Source organism: Mesorhizobium ciceri WSM4083, assembly GCF_000519305.1.
Taxonomy (GTDB): Bacteria; Pseudomonadota; Alphaproteobacteria; order Rhizobiales; family Rhizobiaceae; genus Mesorhizobium; species Mesorhizobium ciceri_B.
The window spans coordinates 1001469-1019709 of the sequence record NZ_KI912610.1; the positions used below are offsets into that span (position 1 = coordinate 1001469).

An 18241-nucleotide genomic window follows, 5' to 3' on the forward strand; every position below is an offset into this window, starting at 1 on the left:
CGCCACCGCAGGAGCCCAGCTTGAAGCACCAGTTGAACATCATCATCGGCAGCACGCGGCCAGGCCGCGCAGGACCGGTTTTTGCCGAGTGGCTGGAGACGTTCGCGCGCGAGCACGGGAAATTCGAGCCTGTGCTGACCGACATCGATGCGTTCAAGCTTCCGGTGCTGGACGAACCGCACCATCCAAGGCTCGGCAATTACCAGAACGACCATACCAAGGCCTGGTCGAAAGCGATCGATGCCGCCGACGCCTTCGTCTTCGTGGCGCCGGAATACAATTATTTCGTGGCGCCGGCGATCGTCAACGCGATCGATTATCTCTCGCGTGAATGGAAGTACAAGCCTGCCGCCATTTTCAGCTATGGCGGCGTCTCCGGCGGCCTGCGCGCGGCGCAAGCGCTGAAGCCGCTGCTGACCTCGGTGGGTGTCATGCCGATCCCGGAAGGCGTCGCGCTGCCGATGTACCAGAAACTGCTCGATGAGAACGGCGCTTTCAACGCCGGCGAACAGGTGCAGGGCGGAGCCAAAGCCATGCTCGACGAGCTGTTGCGCTGGAGCGAGGCTTTGAAGCCGATGCGGGCTGCCTGAAGACGCTGGTCTTCAGCAAAAAGCCCGGCTTGCTCATGGCATAAAGAGGTGGAATGTTCGCGCAAATGGACAAGCCGGGGGGGCGGTTCGACTTGCGTTTGCTTTTTGCCTTGCTGCTGATGCTCATGAGCACCGCTGCCGCGGTGGCTGAGCGACGCGTGGCACTGGTCATCGCCGCTGACGACTACCGCCTGATCCGGCCGCTTGCCAATCCGGTCCATGACGGCGAGGCGATGGCAGCGGTGCTGAAGAAGCTCGGCTTCGAGGTCGTCCTCGAAACCAATCGCGACCTGCGGCGCATGCGCCGCGCCCTCGACGATTTTCGCCAGGATGCCAAAGGCGCCGACGTGGCGCTGGTCTATTTCTCCGGCCACGGTGTCGAAATCTCGGGCGACAACCGACTGCTGCCGGTCGATGCCGACGCCTCCTCGCTCGATGCGCTGGAGAAGACCAGCCTGCCGCTGGAGGAGGTGCGTGACAGCGTGGCCGCCACTGCCAAGGTCGGCCTGATCATGCTAGACGCTTGCCGCAGCGATCCTTTCTCGGGAAGCAGCGGTGAAGGGCGCGGCGCGACCTCGCTGGCAAAGGATGTCGCGGAAAAAGCCCGGCCGGGTCTCGGCCGCACTGGCCGCGCCGAAAACATCCTGTTCGCCTTTTCCGCTGCACCGGGTGAGACGGCCGCCGACGGAACCGGCCGGAACTCGCCATTCACCACAGCGCTGACCAGATATCTCGGCACCGACGGGCTCGAGATCCGCTCGGTGCTGACGCTGGTGCAGCAGGAGGTCTACGATTTGTCGCGGGGCAAGCAGCTGCCCTATGTCGAGAGCGGCCTGCCGAAGCTGTTCTTTGCCGCGAAGGCGAGGCAGGACTTGCCCGAGCGCGAGCGCCTGTTGCTTGCCATGGCCGATGTGACGCTGGAAATGCGCGGTGAGGTCGAGCAGGTTGCCAGCGATGCCGACATGCCGCTGGCGCCGCTCTATGGCGCGCTGATCAGCTCCGACGCCAGCCACCTTTCGGCGGACAGCCTGAATGCCAGGCTGCGAGAGGCGGCCGACGCTTTCGTCAAGGTGCGCGGCGAGATGAGGACGCTGGCCTCCGATGATCCGCAGGTGACGGAATTGCGCCGGCAGGCCGAGGAGCAGCTTTCGCTCGGCGCCTTCGATGGCGCCCGCGCCATCCTCGCCAGAGCCGCCGACATCGACAATGTTTCGCGCAACGCCTTGATGGCCAATTTCGTCAACCGCACGCTGTCCGAGGCGGCGACGCGTTTCCTGTCGGGCGGTGCGGCGCGTGCCGACCTCGACTATGCCACGGCCATCAAGGATTATGAATCGGTCCTGGCCCTTTACGGCGAGGCCGGGCAAACCGATCTGACCCTGGACCAGGCCGATCGCCAGATCCGAACGCTGGACGAGCTCGGCAAGCTCTACACCCTTGTCGGCAACACCGATGCGGCAGGCCGCGCCTTTGCAGCGCTGGTGTCCAATCTCGAGCTGCGTTCGGCCCGGGAAACCGACCCGAGCGTCAAGCGCGATTTTGCCGTCAGCCACATCAAGCTCGGCAACATCAAGCTGGCGCAGGGCGACCTGCCGCAAGCGCTGGAAAACTATCAGGCCGCCAGGACCATGCTCCGAGATCTCACCACGGCCGAGCCCGATCATCTGCCATGGTTCGGCGACTTCGCTATGGCCGACGACAAGATCGGCAATGTGCTGGTGACGCAAGGCGATCTGGCCGGTGCCGCACAGGTCTACCAGGAAAGCCTGTCGATCAAGAAGCAGCTTGCCGACAACGAACCGGAGCGCGCCGAGCTGCAGCGTGACCTGACCATCAGCTATGACGAGATCGGCGGCCTTGCCCGGGTCATGGGGCAACTGGACAACGCCCAGGTGGCCTACGAGGAGAGCCTGAAGATCCGATTGGCATTGGCCGAAAGGAAGCCGCAGGATGCCGAACGGCAGCGCGATGTGTCGGTCAGCCATGATACGATCGGCGACCTCAAGCGCGAGCGCGGCGATGCGGCGGGCGCACTCGCGTCCTATAAAGCGGGCCATGCGATCGTCGAGCGGCTGGTGGGCCGCGACCCCGACAACAGTGAGCTGAAGCGCGACCTGTCGGTCGGCAACGCAAAAATCGGCAATGCGCTGGGCGACCAGGAGGACTGGCCGGCAGCCCTCGCCGCCTACAGGCAAGCGCTCTCGATAGCCCGCGTGCTGGCGGCCGGTGACCCCGCCAACACCGACTGGCAACGCGACCTTTCGGTCAGCCTGGAGAAGGTCGCCGGCATTCTGGCGATACAGGGCGACCGTGCTGGAGCGCTCAACGCCTATACAGACAGTTTCGCTATCGCCGACCGACTGGCCAAGCTCGATCCAGCCAATGCCGACTGGCAACGCGACCTGTCGATCACGCTGTCCGAGATCGGCATGCTCAAGGCCAGGCAGCGCGACGTCAAAGGCGCGCGGCAGGCTTTCCAGGACAGCCTGGATATCCGCCAGCGGCTTGCCGAGGCAGATCCGGACAACGCCACCTGGCAGCGCGACCTGGTAGTTGCCATGATCGACTACGCTCAGGTCGCCAGGAACCCCAAGGCTGTGCTTTCGCAAGCGCTCGACATGACGCTGGAGCTCGACCGCAGCGGGCGGCTGGCGCCGCGATACAAGTTCATGATCAAGTTTCTCAAGGACCGGCTGGCCAATGTGAAATAGGGCTTGGCGAGAGCCCGTCATGGACAGACGGCTCATTCCCGTGAAATGCCCGCAAACCTTGGAAAAACCGCCTTTTGCGCCTATATCTAGTCGATATCAGAGGCGCGATTCGGCGCGGATTTTTTGCGCTGTGCAAGCGGCATCCAGACAACAGGTTTTCATGAGCGATCAGATCGACAACAACAACGGCGCTGAAGCCGAATACGGCGCCGATTCCATCAAGGTTTTGAAGGGGTTGGACGCTGTCCGCAAACGCCCCGGAATGTACATCGGCGATACCGACGACGGTTCGGGCCTGCATCACATGGTCTATGAGGTGGTCGACAACGCCATCGATGAGGCGCTTGCCGGTCACGCCGACCTCGTTACCGTGACGCTCAACCCCGACGGTTCGGTCACTGTGATCGACAATGGCCGCGGAATTCCGACCGATATCCACACCGGAGAAGGCATTTCGGCGGCCGAAGTGATCATGACGCAGCTGCATGCCGGCGGCAAGTTCGACCAGAATTCCTACAAGGTCTCGGGCGGCCTGCATGGCGTCGGCGTGTCGGTGGTCAACGCGCTGTCGGCGTGGCTGAAGCTGAAAATCCGCCGCAACGGCCAGATCTTCGAGATGAGTTTCACGCATGGCAATGCCGACGCACCGCTGAAGGCGACCGGCAGCTATGAGCAGGACAAGCAGCCGGGCACCTATGAGGGCCGCAGCGGCAGCCAGATCACCTTCTTCCCGTCGTCTGAGACCTTCACCATGGTCGAGTTCGACTTCGGCACGCTGGAACACCGGCTGCGCGAGCTTGCCTTCCTCAATTCCGGCGTGCGCATCATTTTGACCGATGCCCGTCACGCCGATGTCGTGCGCCATGAACTGCACTATGATGGGGGCCTCGAAGAATTCGTCAAATATCTCGACCGGGTCAAGAAACCGCTGATCGACAAGCCGATCGCCATCCGGGCGGAGCGCGATGGGATCACCGTCGAAGTGGCGATGTGGTGGAACGACAGCTACCACGAGAACGTGCTGGCCTTCACCAACAACATCCCGCAGCGCGATGGCGGCACGCATCTGGCCGGCTTTCGCGGCGCGCTGACGCGTCAGATCACCGGCTATGGCGAATCCTCCGGGCTGACCAAGAAGGAAAAGGTCTCGCTGATCGGCGACGATTGCCGCGAAGGTCTGACGGCGGTGCTGTCGGTCAAGGTTCCAGATCCGAAATTCTCCTCGCAGACCAAGGACAAGCTGGTTTCGTCGGAAGTCCGTCCTGTCGTCGAAGGCCTCGTCAACGAAGCGCTCGGCACCTGGCTGGAAGAACACCCGAGCGAAGGCAAGGTGGTCGTCGACAAGGTGATCCAGGCGGCTGCGGCGCGCGAAGCGGCGCGCAAGGCGCGCGATATCACCCGCAAGAGCTCGCTCGGCGTCACTTCCCTGCCCGGCAAGCTGGCTGACTGCCAGGAACGCGACCCGGCGAAATCCGAAATCTTCATCGTCGAGGGTGATTCCGCCGGCGGCTCGGCCAAAGGTGGGCGTTCGCGCCAAAACCAGGCGATCCTGCCGTTGCGCGGCAAGATCCTCAATGTCGAGCGGGCGCGCTTCGACCGCATGCTCGGCTCCGACATGATCGGCACGTTGATCACGGCGCTCGGCACCTCGATCGGCAAGGACGAGTTCAACGCCGACAAGCTGCGCTACCACAAGATCATCCTGATGACCGACGCCGACGTCGACGGCGCCCATATCAGAACCTTGCTGCTGACCTTCTTCTTCCGGCAGATGCCGGAGCTGATCGAGCGCGGCCATCTCTACATCGCCCAGCCGCCGCTCTACAAGGTGACGCGCGGCAAGAGCTCGCAATACATCAAGGACGAGAGCGCGTTCGAAGAGTTCCTGATCGGCTCGGGACTGGAGGAAGCATCGCTTACGCTTGGCTCGGGCGAGGTTCGCATCGGACAGGACCTGCGCGGAGCCATCGACGACGCACTGGCGGTGCGCCAGCTGATCAACGGCCTGCACACGCGCTACAACAGAGGCGTGGTCGAGCAGGCGGCGATCGCCGGCGGGCTCAACCCGGACGTGTTCACCGATCTCGGCCGCGCCAACGACATGGCGGAGCGGATTGCAAAACGCCTCGACATCATTGCCGAGGACACCGAGCGCGGCTGGACCGGCCGCATGTCGACCTCGAACGAGGGTGTCGGCGGCTATGTGTTCGAGCGCACGGTGCGCAGCGTCAAGGAATACGCGCATCTCGATCTGGCGCTGATCAATTCCGCCGACGCACGCCAGCTCGACCGCTACGCACAGCGCCTCAGCGAGGTCTACGGGTCGCCGCCGGTGCTGCGCCGCAAGGATGTCTCCGAAACCATCTCGGGGCCCCTGGCGATGCTCAATGCGGTCTTTGCGACCGGCCGCAAGGGCCTGACCATGCAGCGCTACAAGGGTCTCGGCGAGATGAACGCCGAACAGCTGTGGGAAACCACGCTCGACCCGAATGTGCGCTCGCTGCTGCAGGTCAAGGTCAATGACGCCACCGACGCGGACTCGCTGTTCTCGCGGCTGATGGGTGACGAGGTCGAACCCAGGCGCGAGTTCATCCAGGACAACGCGCTGTCGGTCGCCAATCTGGACATCTGATCTGGACGTTAAATCTGAATTGGCGCGCTGCGGCGCGCCAATTGCTCCACCGGTGGCAACAAAATCATTTTACAACGCGCCGGAACGGAAGTCCCTGCGAGACATTGTGACAACATCGATCACAATTTCTTACAGGAGGCCTTCATGGGACGCGGCATTTTGCTCTGGTTGCTCGGTATTCCGATCCCGATCATCATTCTGATCATGCTGTTCGTAAGGTAGGGGGCTTCCATGCAGTCCACCCTATCGGCGGTCGATGTTTCCGCCTCAACTGAGTCTTCCACCACCGCCGTCAGTTGGGGACCGATCATCGCCGGTGCCTTCGCGGCTTCCACGTTGACCTTCATCCTCATGTTGCTCGGTTCGGGGCTGGGATTGACCATGGTGTCGCCATGGTCGGGATCCGGCGCATCTGTCACCACTTTCGCGGCGTCCACCGCGATCTGGCTTGTCATCGTGCAATGGCTGTCCTCCGGTGTCGGAGGCTATCTTGCCGGGCGGCTGCGCACCAAATGGGTCGGCATTCACACCGACGAGGTGTATTTCCGTGACACCGCCCACGGTTTTCTTGCCTGGGCGTTGGCAACGTTACTCGTCGTCGGCGTGCTTGGCTCCGCGCTTTCCGCAGCGATCGGTTCAGGCGTGCAGGCGGTGTCCACCATCGCCTCTGGCGCTGCTATGGGCGCATCGGCAGGGACTTCGGCCAATGTCGGCAGCGCATCAGTCGACAATGCGACATCCTACCTTGTGGATTCGCTGTTCCGTCCGGCCGATCCGGGCAGGCTGGCCGGCGCCAATCCGGACAGCGATACCGCCGCGACCGGGCAGGCCTCGCGCATCCTGATCGCCGGTGCGGCGGCAGGCGAGGTTTCGGCAGACGACAAGACCTATCTGTCGCAACTCGTCGCCGCCCGCACCGGGCTTTCAGAAGCAGATGCCAAGGCGCGGGTGGATGCGATCATCGCCAGGGCTCAGGACGCCAAAGTCAAGGCGCAGCAGGCCGCCGATACCGCCAGGAAGGCCAGTGCGACGTTTGCCCTGCTTGGTGCGCTCTCACTGGCCATCGGCGCTTTCATCGCCAGTGCTGCCGCGGCCCTTGGAGGCAGGCAGCGCGACGATGAGGAGGCGGTTTTTATCGCCAGCCGCTGAATCGGCTCCGCCATTGAAAAGCAAAAGCCCGGCCTTGCGCCGGGCTTTTTGTGTTTGGGTCAGTCGCGCCGTGGCGGGATCAGTGATCCATGGCTTTGACGATCTCTTCGGTCATCTTCTTGGCGTCGCCGAGCAGCATCATGGTGCCGTCCTTGTAGAACAGCGTGTTGTCGATGCCGGCATAGCCGGAACCGAGCGAGCGCTTGACGAACAGGCAGGTGCGGGCCTTGTCGACATCGAGGATCGGCATGCCGTAGATCGGCGACGACTTGTCGTCCCGCGCGGACGGATTGGTGACGTCGTTGGCACCGATGACATAGGCGACATCGGCTTGCGCGAACTCCGAGTTGATGTCCTCGAGTTCGAACACTTCGTCGTAGGGCACATTGGCTTCGGCGAGCAGCACATTCATGTGGCCGGGCATGCGGCCGGCGACCGGGTGAATGGCGTACTTCACGTCGACGCCATTGGCTTTGAGCTTGTCGGCCATTTCGCGCAGCGCGTGCTGCGCCTGGGCAACCGCCATGCCGTAGCCCGGCACGATGATGACTTTCTGGGCGTTCATCATGAGGTAGGCGGCATCGTCGGCAGAACCCTGCTTGACCGTGCGTTCGACGCCGTCGTCTGCCGCTGCCGCCGTCTCGCCGCCAAAGCCGCCCAGAATGACCGAGATGAAGCTGCGGTTCATGCCCTTGCACATGATGTAGGACAGGATCGCGCCGGATGAGCCGACCAGCGCACCGGTGATGATCAGCGCCAGATTGCCGAGCGTGAAGCCCAGCGCCGCCGCCGCCCAGCCCGAATAGGAGTTGAGCATCGAGACGACGACCGGCATGTCGGCGCCGCCGATCGGGATGATCAGCAGGATACCGAGCACCAGCGAGGCGGCAACGATCAGCCAGAAGACCAGCTTGGACTCGGTGGTGACCAGCAGCACGATCAGCACGACGAGCGCGATGGCAAGTGCCGCGTTGATGAAGTGGCGTCCGCCGATCATGATCGGCTTGCCGGACATGCGGCCATCGAGCTTGAGGAAGGCGATGACCGAGCCGGTGAAGGTGATGGCGCCGATGGCGACGCCAAGGCTCATCTCGATCAGCGCCTGGGCATGAATGTCGCCATCCGTGCCGATGCCGAAGCTTTCCGGCGCATAGATGGCGGCTGCCGCCACCATGACGGCGGCGAGGCCGACCAGCGAGTGGAAGGCGGCGACCAGCTGCGGCATCGAGGTCATGGCGATGCGGCGCGCGGTGACGGCGCCGACGCCGCCGCCAATGGCAAGGCCGAGCACGATGAGACCGAAGCGGCCAGCCGAAGGGGTTGCCAGCGCCAGCGTGGTGGCAATCGCAATGCCCATGCCGATCATGCCGTAGAGATTGCCCTGGCGGCTGGTGGTCGGATGCGACAGGCCGCGCAGCGCCATAATGAACAGGACGCCGGAGACGAGGTAGAGGAAGGACGCGAAGTTGGCGTTCATGGCGCTCTACTTGTCCTTCTTCTTGTACATCGCCAGCATGCGCTGGGTGACGAGGAAGCCACCGAAAATGTTGACCGAAACCAGCATCAGCGCGACGAAGCCGAAGCCCGCGGCAATGCCGGAGGCGGCGATGCCGACGGCAAGCAGCGCGCCGACGACGATGACCGAGGAGATGGCGTTGGTGACGGCCATCAGCGGCGTATGCAGCGCCGGGGTCACCGACCAGACGACGTAGTAGCCGACGAAGATCGCCAGGATGAAGATGGCGAAGCGGAAGACGAAGGGATCGATGGCGCCGCCGGAGAGCGCGTGCGCCGCATCACCCGCGGCATCGGCACCACCGGGTGCGGTCGCCATATTGTGCACTGCCAGCCGGACGGCGGCGGAGGCCTGGTCGAGCTGGTCGAGTGCTTTCTGCAGGGTCTGGTCCATCACGCGATCCCTTTCGGCTTCGACGAGGGCGACTTGGGCGCGGCCGCCTTCTTGGGCGCGGCTTTCTTGGGCGAAGCGTCGGCGACCATGGTCTTGGCCGGGATCGCGGCCGGCTCGACATATTGGCCCTTTGGCGGCTGCTGGTCGGCCTTCACGAAAGCTGGATGAACCACCTTGCCGCCATCGGTCAGCATCGTCGCCTTGACCAGATCGTCGTCGCGGTTGATGGCAAGCGTCTTGGTCGTCTTGTCGACCAGCGTCTCGAGAAAGGCGAACAGGTTCCTGGCATAAAGCAGCGAGGCCGACGCCGCGATGCGGCCTGGCACATTGAGATGGCCGACGATTTTTACCCCATTGGCCGTTGTCACCACTTGACCCGGTACAGCGCCCTCGACATTGCCGCCGCGCTCGACCGCCAGATCGACGAGAACCGAACCCGGCTTCATAGAGGCGACCATGGCCTCAGATACCAGCTTGGGCGCCGGCCGGCCGGGGATCAGCGCCGTGGTGATGACGATGTCCTGCTTGGCGATATGCTCTGATGTGAGTGCCGCCTGCTTGGCCTGATATTCCTTCGACATTTCCTTGGCGTAGCCGCCGGCCGTTTCGGCCGCCTTGAATTCCTCGTCCTCGACCGCGAGGAACTTGGCGCCGAGCGAGGCGACCTGCTCCTTGGCGGCGGGGCGAACGTCGGTGGCGGTGACAACCGCACCAAGGCGGCGCGCGGTGGCGATCGCCTGCAGGCCGGCAACGCCGACGCCCATGATGAAGACCTTTGCCGCCGGCACCGTGCCGGCCGCCGTCATCATCATCGGCAAGGCGCGGTCATATTCCGAAGCCCCGTCGATCACCGCCTGATAGCCGGCCAAATTGGCCTGCGAGGACAAGACGTCCATCGACTGCGCGCGGGTGATGCGCGGCATGAATTCCATCGAGAAAGCGGTGACGCCGGCCTTGGCAAGGGCTGCCACGGCGGCATCATTGCCGTAGGGGTCCATGATGGCGATCACAGCCGCGCCGGGCTTGTAGCTCTTCAGCTCGGCATCGCCGGGCCGACGCACCTTCAGCACGACATCGGCCTTGGCGACATCGGAAGCCTTGCCTATGTCGGCGCCGGCGCTCGCATAGTCGGCATCGATGATGCGCGATTTCAGACCGGCACCGGCCTCGACGACGACGTCGAAGCCCAGTGCCGCCAGCCGTTTCACCGTATCGGGCGAGGCCGCGACGCGCGGCTCGTTGGCATCGAGCTCACGAGGGATGAAAACCGTCTGTCCCACCGCATGATCCTTTCGGCCGGAAGCTATTTCCCGCAAGACGCCGGCCGGCCTCGCGGCGGCGCCGTGGACAAGGTGTCGGAAAAATCTATCGGAGGATAAAGGCGCCGACGGCCAGAATCAGCACGAACAGAATGGTCGCCGAGAAGAAGCCGCCCGCGAAGAAGCCGAAGGCCATCGCCACGAGCAGGGCGCCGCAAAACAGCGAGCCGTACTTGGCCAGCGCGAGGAAGCCCGCATAGGTGCGGTCATGCTCGGCATAGTCCATCTTCGCGCCCAGTTCGACAGGACCGGTCGGCGAGTGATCAGCCATAGGAATACCCCTTCGAAGACATCTTTCAGGCACATAGCGAAAAGCCGGGCCGAGAGCAATGGCGCTATTGCCGCACAACAACCGACAACAGCCTCAAAGAAAGGTTGAAGCCGGCTGCCGACGCGCGACGGAGTCCGATCGCTGGATTATGATGCTTGACGCGGAAAGATGCTCCGAAGGCGGACGCTTTGCGTGGCCTAAGCCGGCGCCCTCAGCCGGCCAGATGCGGAAACAGCCCGAGCAACCCGACGACGATCAGATAGAGAGCGACGATGTAGTTCAACAGCCTTGGCATGACCAGGATCAGCACGCCGGCGATCAGCGAGATGAGCGGGGTTAGCGCAAGTGTGGAAATGGTCATGGCGGGTTCCCTCAAAGAGGTCAGAATCGACCCAAAGCGCTGCGCGTGGCCTCAGCCAGAACGCCGAAGTCGCCAAAAGGCTCCCTGCCGGCCCTGCAAAATCATGCGAATCCTGCCGTATCAGGCGGCCTCGTGATAGTACTTTGCCGTAGGCAGGATGGTCAGCGGCGCGAGTTCTCCGACATGCGGCGTGTCGAACAGCATGCGCTGTTCCATTGGCGTCGAGCGGAAGAACGGGAACCGTGAGAAGGACCGCTCGCGGATGGCGTTGACGTCGGCGCGGTAGAGCACGACCTTGTTGAAAACGCCCGGATAGGCGCGCGACTCGCTGATCTTCTCCGAGTAGTAGATACGCTTGTAGAAGCCGGCGTGATCCTCGCGAATGGTCGACAGGCAGTAGGGCGCGTTGAAATGGAAGCACGCCATGCCGGCCAGCCGCAGCGTCAGGTAAGGAATCTGCGGGTAGACCCGCGACCATTCGGGATCGGACGCAAACCGGCTGGGGCAGATGAAGCTCAGCCCGTCACGAAGCATCGGCATGACGATGTCGCCAAAGGCCTTGGTGGAAGGCGACATCGGCGTCGCCAAGGTGACGTGATGGATACGCAGCGTGCTGACGAGTTCCTGGTCGATATAGACCCCGAAGCGGTACACATTCGGTGCCTCGTCGAGCTCATCGTGAATGGTATGGTTTTCGTTGTCGGGCACCATATCGTTCGAGCGATATGACTTGTAGCGCAGGCGGTAGATGTCCTCGAGATCTTCGCCCTTGTCGCAGCGGCGGTACTCTGTCCGCTCAAGCATCGCCGAGACGTTGCGGGCGAAGCTGGACATGGTGTCGGCGGCATCCTTGCCGTCCTCGCCCGTCACCGGACGAAGCGAACTCAACTGCACAATCATCAACTCAATCCCCGTACATTGCCGCCGCGATCCGACACTACGACAGGGCCCTGGGATGTAAAAGATGAAAATCGGAAGCAGCCCGTTTACCAGCCGTTAAGGTTAACAATTGCTAAAATAAAACTAAAATTGGTGCTTTTCTTCGTTTTCTGCGCCGCAACGGGGAAAGAGCGTATCGCGAACATGACGGGAAGCGGCGGAAATTTTGGCATGGCCCGCGACGAGCAAGGAAACCTCGGAGCCTGCTCAATCCTGATGGAAACAGGGATGGGCTCTCAGTGCCTGGGCACCATGCGCCAGGCGCCGCAAATCAGCGACGTACCGCCTTTTTGGCGGTCCTGATATCCTTGGCGAAGGGCCATACCGTGTTCGACATCGTCTCGATGCCGGAAGCGCTGAGCGCCGAACCGAACAGGAACCCCTGGACAAGATCAGGCTTGACCTGCAGCGCCAGGATCTTGAGCTGCTCGAAGGTCTCGACCCCTTCGACGGTCACCGAAAGCCCCAGCGGCCGCGACAGGTTGACGATGCCCTTGAGCAGCTCGAGCGAACGGGGATTCTGGGTGACGTCCATCAGGAAAGAGCGGTCGATCTTGATCTTGTCGAGCGGCAGCTTGTGCAGGTAGCTCAGGCTCGAATAGCCGGTGCCGAAATCGTCGAGCGCGATGCGCACGCCAAGCTGCTTCAACTCCTCGATATACTGGCGCGTCAGCGACTTGTCGTCGAGCAGCGCCGTTTCGGTGACCTCGATCTCGAGCCGGGAGGCGGCGAGGCCGGTGCCGGCCAACGCATCGCGAACCTTCTGGATCACGTCGCGGCTGCGGAAATCCTTGGCGGAGAGATTGACCGAGACGCTGGTCTGGTCGGGCCATTTGGCGCATTCGGCGCAGGCTGCCTGCAGCACGAAGGTGCTGATCTCGGAAATGATGCCCATTTCCTCGGCCAGTGGAATGAAGATGCTGGGCGAGATCGGCCCGAGATCGGGATGATCCCACCGGCACAGCGCCTCGCAGCTGGCGATGCGCATTGTGCTCATCGCCACGATCGGCTGATAGACCACCCGCAGGCTCTTGCTTTCCACCGCTGTGCGCAGATCCGCCTTCATCAGCTGACGGTTGCGGAAAGCGGCATCCATCGAGGCTTCGAACAGCCGCCAACCGTTCTTGCCGAGCTCCTTGGCCTTGTAGAGCGCCAGGTCCGCCTTGACGATCATGGCGTCGACATCGGTATCCTTGACCCGCGACAGTACCGCGCCGCCGCTGGCCTGGATGCGCAGCCCGTGACCGGCAACGTCGACTTCCCCCTGCAGGCCTGCGAAAATCTCGTCGAGCTGGCTGGTCAGATGGCTTTCATCCTCGACGCGGTCGAAGAAGATCATGAACTCGTCGCCACCGAAACGGCTGACCGTGATATCTTGCCTGGCAATGGCGGCAAGCCGCTCGGCAACGGCATAGATCAAGCCGTCGCCGATCGGATGGCCAAGCGTGTCATTGACGCTCTTGAAATCGTCGAGGTCGAGCACCGCCAGGCCGCAGAGACGATCGCGATCGCCTGACGCCATGGCCTCGCCCACCAATTCATGGAAATAGGCGCGGTTGGGCAGGCCGGTGAGATTGTCGTAGCGTGCCATGAAGCGGATCTTGTCTTCCGCCTCGACACGGGCGGTGACGTCCTCGAAGGTGATGACGCCCAGTTCCTGGCTGCCTTCGCGAGCCGAGAACTCGTAATGCTGGCCGTTGGCGAGGGAAACCAGCACCTTGCGGTCGCGGCCCTCCCTCAGGGCACGCGTCAGCTGCGCCTCGATGTAGCGGCAATCCTTGGGCGCCAGCATGCCGCCGGCGACACCGCGCATCAACAGACCATGGATCGACCGCCCGAGCAGCGCATCGGGCGACTTGAGCGACATCAGATGCGCGGCCTCGGCATTGGCCACCGCGACTCGGCCGTCCGGGCCGAGCATGACAAGGCCATGCGACATGGTGTTGAGCGCCCGGTTGAAGCGCTGGGCAATGCGGTTGGCCTTCTTCTCTTCCGAGACGGCCGCAAAAAGCACATCGCGTACGGTGTTGGCGAATTTCCGGATCGCGAACAGGAACGGCGCCGACAGGAGCCCGAGAAGGACATGGTAGATGTCGCCGCGCAGCAGGAAGCCCACCGAGATCGGCCAGGTCAAGGCAATGGTCAGGATGGTGACCATGCGCGGCGAGCCGTAGTTGCGGCCGGCGATGGAGGTCGCCGTCGCCAGCGTCAGGCAAACGGAGGCGATTTCGGCGAACCCGTCGCGCGCGAAATAGATGCCGAGCAGGCAGAAGGCGCCAAGTGTCAAGCCATGCAGGGAGCCATAGAGAATGTAGTCATTCTCACGCTTGTGCGCTTCTTCCCAGGTCGTCGGCGAAGGCATGCTGTTGTATTTTCGAAAGTTCCTCATGCGGAAAATGCCGACGAGAACCATCGAGATCGCGACCAGCAAATACCGCGGATCGCCGTTCTTCCACCAGACAAGGCCGATCAGGAAAGTCTGCGCGAGAATGCCTATCGAAAGCGTCAGCCCGTCGCGAAACAGGGTTTCCACGAACGGAATGTAGACGTCGACCGGAACCTCGTTCTTTTTTCTCAGATTCAACGCCTGAATCCCAACCCTGGGGAGCCAAGCAGTGTCACATCCGCCTTAAGAAAGATTTAGAGAGCCGCTCGCGCTCCAGCCGTCAAACCGGGTGACGCAGCGGAAAGTGAGGAAACTGTCGTTCAGGTAAACAAGGCGTATCGATCATTCGGCGGCCTGAAGTTCCGGCCGCGCCGGCGTGCCCGACAGGCGTTCGAGCAGCCTTTGGCGTTCGCCGGCGGCCTTTTGCGCGCTGGCTTGGCGGACGTGGCCATAGCCGCGAATAAGGGCCGGCACCGAGGCCAGCGCAACCGCCGCATCGACCTTGGCCGGGGCCAGCGATCCGGCGATGAGCTCCAGATCCGCCTCGTACCGCGCCAGCAGCTGCCGCTCCATGCGCCGCTCGGCGGTGTAGCCGAACAGGTCGAAGGCGGTGCCACGCAGACCTTTCATCGCCGTCAACAGGCGAAAACCCTTCATCATCCACGGGCCGAAGCTCGATTTCCTCGGGCTGCCGTCATTGCCACGACGGCCCATGATCGGCGGAGCGAGGTGGAATTCAAGTTTGTCATAGCTCTGAAACTGTTTTCCGAGTTCGGCGGCGAAAGAGCCGTCTGTGTAAAGACGCGCCACCTCATATTCGTCCTTGATCGCCATCAGCTTGAACAGGTTCCTGGCGGCAGCTTCCGACACCGCGGTCGACCCAGGCACGGCCTTCGCTTCGGCGGCGCGCAAAACGGCCAGTTTTCCGGCATAACGCCTGCCATAGGCGGCGTTCTGATAGGCGGTCAGGAAGGCGACGCGGCGGGCGACGATGTCGTCCAGTGTCTCGGCGACATCCGTGGCCTGGCCGGCCTTTCCAGCCACGGCCGGACCCGGCTGGGCAACGAGCCCGCGCACGAAATCCGGCTGATGGGCAGCGCGACGTCCCCAGCGGAAAGCGGCGATGTTCATCGCCACGGCTTCGCCATTGAGCTCGATCGCCTTCTCGACGGCCTCGGCCGACAATGGCAGGCCGCCATGCTGGAAGGCAAAGCCGAGCATGAACATGTTGGCGCCGAGCGAATTGCCGAAAAGCGCCGTGGCGGTGCGGGTGGCGTCGAAGAAATGCGCCTTGTCGTCGCCCGCCGCCGCGCGGATCGCCTTTTTCAGCCGCTCTATCGGCAACGAAAAATCGGCCGAGCGGGCGAATTCGCCGGGCATGATCTCGGCGGTATTGGCGACAAAGATGGTGTGGCCCTCGCGCACCGCGGTCAGCACCTTCTTGGCGCCCGACACGACGAGATCGCAGCCAAGCACCAGATCGGCCTTGCCGGCCGAAACGCGGATGGCATGGATGTCGTCCGGGGTGCGGGCGATGCGGACATGCGTGAACACCGAGCCGCCCTTCTGGGCGAGGCCGGCCATGTCGATCATGCCGCAGCCCTTGTCCTCCAGATGCGCCGCCATGCCGAGCACCGCACCGACGGTGACGACGCCGGTGCCGCCGACGCCGTCGATGATCGCCGCCCAGCCCTGGTCGCTGAGCGGGAATTGCGCCGGCACGGGCACGCCTTCCAGCGGATCGGCTTTGCCGGCCAGGCCCTCGGCCTTGCGGATCTTGGCGCCGTGCACGGTGACGAAGGACGGGCAGAAGCCGTCGACGCAGGAGAAATCCTTGTTGCAGCTCGACTGGTCGATCTTGCGCTTGCGGCCGAATTCGGTCTCGACCGGCTGGATCGAGACGCAGTTCGACTGTACGCCGCAATCGCCGCAGCCTTCGCAGACCAGTTCGTTGATGAAGACCCGCTTGTCGGGATCGGGGAAGGTGCCGCGCTTGCGGCGGCGGCGCTTTTCGGCGGCGCAGGTCTGGTCGTAGAGCAGCACCGAAACGCCCTTGACGTCGCGCAGCTCGCGCTGAACGAGATCGAGGTCGTCGCGGTGGTGGATGGTGGCGCCGGCCGGGAATTCGGCCTTGCCGGCATATTTGCCGGGCTCATCGGTGACGATGGCGATGCGGTCTACGCCTTCGGCGCGCACCTGCCTGGCGATCATGTCGACGGTCAGGCCGCCTTCGTGCGGCTGGCCGCCGGTCATGGCGACGGCGTCATTGTAGAGGATCTTGTAGGTGATGTTGGCATCGCTCGACAGCGCGAAGCGGATCGCCAGCGTACCGGAATGGTTGTAGGTGCCGTCGCCAAGATTCTGGAAGATGTGCTCGCGCTTGGAGAACGGCGCCTGGCCGACCCATTGCGCGCCCTCGCCGCCCATGGCCGTGAAGCCGACGGTGTTGCGGTCCATCCACAGCGCCATGAAGTGGCAGCCGATGCCGGCCGCGGCGATCGAGCCGTCCGGCACCTTGGTGGACGAATTGTGCGGGCAGCCGGAACAGAAGAACGGCGTGCGCGAGCCGATGTCGGTGGCCTCGGTGAGCATTGCCTGGAACTGGCGCAGTTTTGCCACCCGCGCCGAAATCTCTTCGGACGGACCGATGGTCCTGACGATCCTCTCGCCAAGCGCGATGGCGATCTCGTTGGGATCGAGCGCGCCCTTGGCCGGAAACAGCCAGTCGCCGCGCTCGTCCTTCTTGCCGATAATGACCGGTTGGGTGGCAGTGCCATAAAGGCTTTCGCGCAGCTGCACTTCGATCAGCGAGCGCTTCTCCTCGACGACCACGATGGTGTCGAGGCCGCGGGCGAAATCGGCGAGGTGATGCAGGTCGAGCGGCCAGGGACAGCCGACCTTGAACAGCCGCACGCCGATGCGGTTGGCGGCCGCCTCGTCGATGCCGATATCCTCCAGCGCCTGGCGGACATCGAGGTAGCTCTTGCCGAGCGTGATGATGCCTATCTTCGGGTTGCGGCCGCCCGAATAGACAATGCGGTTCAGCCCGTTGGCAAGGATGAAGGCGGAGGCCGCGGCGCGCTTGTGCTCATGCAGCCGCTCCTCCTGGCCGAGCATGTCGATCTCGTGGCGGATGTTGAGGCCGCCGGGCGGCATATCGAACTCCGGCACGACGATATTCAGCCGCTCGAGCGCGGCATCGACCGAGGCGGTCGATTCGATGTTGTCCTTGACGCATTTGATCGCCGCCCAGGTACCGGCAAAGCGCGACATGGCAAAACCGTAGAGCCCGTAGTCGATGATCTCCTGGACACCAGCCGGGTTGAGGATCGGCACCATCGTGTCGACGAACAGGAATTCGGTGGCGTGCGCATTGGTCGAGGATTCGGCCATATGGTCGTCGCCCATCAAGGCGAGCACACCGCCATGCTTCGACGAGCCGGCGAGGTTGGCATGGCGGAACACGTCGCCGGAACGATCGACGCCCGGCCCTTTGCCATACCAGACCGAAAAGACGCCGTCATGGGTGCCCTCGCCCAGCAGTTCCGTCTGCTGCGACCCCCAGCAAGCGGTGGCGGCAAGCTCCTCGTTGAGACCCGGCTGGAAGACGATGTCAGCTTGGGCGAGCTGTTTCTTCGCCTTCCACAGCTGCATGTCGAGGCCGCCGAGCGGCGAACCGCGATAGCCGGAGACGAAGCCGGCCGTGTTCAAGCCGGCGCGACGGTCGCGCTCGCGCTGCATCAGCAGCATGCGAATGACCGCCTGCGCGCCGGACAGGAAGATGCGCTCCTTTGCGAGATCGAACTTGTCGTCTAGCGCGACGTCGTGCAGCGTCATCAGGCATTTCCTCTGCGGAGGCCACGCGGGGCAGGCAGCCAACGTCGGGGTCGGATGACGCATCCTTTCTCCCCTTGCAAGGCAGGTCAAACAAAATCGCAGATGCCAGGCAACGCGCAACGAACAGTCCGCGGCCA

At 63.3% G+C, this 18241-nt stretch carries 12 protein-coding genes; 4 read left to right on the forward strand and 8 right to left on the reverse strand.

All coding sequences use genetic code 11. From position 1 onward, the window contains the following. Positions 1-20 precede the first annotated feature (20 nt). The 4 genes from MESCI2_RS0130810 to MESCI2_RS0130830 all read left to right on the forward strand — a co-directional run bounded on the left by MESCI2_RS0130810 (position 21) and on the right by MESCI2_RS0130830 (position 7082). Positions 21-590, forward strand: a complete 570-nt coding sequence (locus MESCI2_RS0130810) for an NADPH-dependent FMN reductase (RefSeq protein WP_027039837.1) — start codon at positions 21-23, stop codon at positions 588-590. A gap of 92 nt (positions 591-682) precedes the next feature. Beyond that, positions 683-3301, forward strand: a complete 2619-nt coding sequence (locus MESCI2_RS0130815; protein WP_027039838.1) for a caspase family protein — start codon at positions 683-685, stop codon at positions 3299-3301. Positions 3302-3461: 160 nt separating this feature from the next. Further along, complete coding sequence (gene gyrB, locus MESCI2_RS0130820; protein ID WP_027039839.1) at positions 3462-5933, forward strand: DNA topoisomerase (ATP-hydrolyzing) subunit B; 2472 nt, start codon at positions 3462-3464, stop codon at positions 5931-5933. Between the two features lie 231 nt (positions 5934-6164). Further along, positions 6165-7082 carry a hypothetical protein gene (locus MESCI2_RS0130830; RefSeq protein WP_027039840.1) on the forward strand — a complete coding sequence of 306 codons (918 nt, stop codon included), beginning with the start codon at positions 6165-6167 and terminating at the stop codon, positions 7080-7082. 79 nt (positions 7083-7161) lie between these two features. Here the strand turns inward: MESCI2_RS0130830 and MESCI2_RS0130835 are convergent, their stop codons facing one another. The 8 genes from MESCI2_RS0130835 to MESCI2_RS0130870 all read right to left on the reverse strand — a co-directional run bounded on the left by MESCI2_RS0130835 (position 7162) and on the right by MESCI2_RS0130870 (position 18104). Next, on the reverse strand, positions 7162-8559 hold the full coding sequence (locus tag MESCI2_RS0130835) for an NAD(P)(+) transhydrogenase (Re/Si-specific) subunit beta (protein WP_027039841.1): 1398 nt from the start codon (positions 8557-8559) through the stop codon (positions 7162-7164). 6 nt (positions 8560-8565) lie between these two features. Then, positions 8566-8991: a proton-translocating transhydrogenase family protein gene (locus MESCI2_RS0130840; protein ID WP_032901432.1), complete on the reverse strand. Its 426-nt coding sequence runs from the start codon at positions 8989-8991 to the stop codon at positions 8566-8568. Beyond that, a complete protein-coding gene (locus MESCI2_RS0130845; protein WP_027039843.1) occupies positions 8991-10271 on the reverse strand; it encodes a Re/Si-specific NAD(P)(+) transhydrogenase subunit alpha in 1281 nt (426 codons plus the stop codon). Before MESCI2_RS0130845 ends, MESCI2_RS0130840 begins: the two co-directional genes overlap by 1 nt. An 85-nt stretch (positions 10272-10356) precedes the next feature. After that, entirely contained in the window at positions 10357-10581 is a 225-nt protein-coding gene (locus tag MESCI2_RS0130850; RefSeq protein WP_027039844.1) for an aa3-type cytochrome c oxidase subunit IV, read from the reverse strand. 211 nt (positions 10582-10792) lie between these two features. Continuing rightward, positions 10793-10942, reverse strand: a complete 150-nt coding sequence (locus tag MESCI2_RS1000000137650; RefSeq protein WP_013528205.1) for a DUF3096 domain-containing protein — start codon at positions 10940-10942, stop codon at positions 10793-10795. Positions 10943-11062: 120 nt separating this feature from the next. Further along, positions 11063-11842 (reverse strand): N-acyl amino acid synthase FeeM domain-containing protein, encoded by a 780-nt coding sequence (locus tag MESCI2_RS0130860; protein WP_013528206.1) that lies wholly within the window; start codon positions 11840-11842, stop codon positions 11063-11065. Between the two features lie 310 nt (positions 11843-12152). Next, a complete protein-coding gene (locus MESCI2_RS0130865) occupies positions 12153-14465 on the reverse strand; it encodes a putative bifunctional diguanylate cyclase/phosphodiesterase (protein WP_027039845.1) in 2313 nt (770 codons plus the stop codon). 144 nt (positions 14466-14609) lie between these two features. Beyond that, positions 14610-18104 carry an indolepyruvate ferredoxin oxidoreductase family protein gene (locus tag MESCI2_RS0130870; protein ID WP_027039846.1) on the reverse strand — a complete coding sequence of 1165 codons (3495 nt, stop codon included), beginning with the start codon at positions 18102-18104 and terminating at the stop codon, positions 14610-14612. Positions 18105-18241 lie beyond the last annotated feature (137 nt).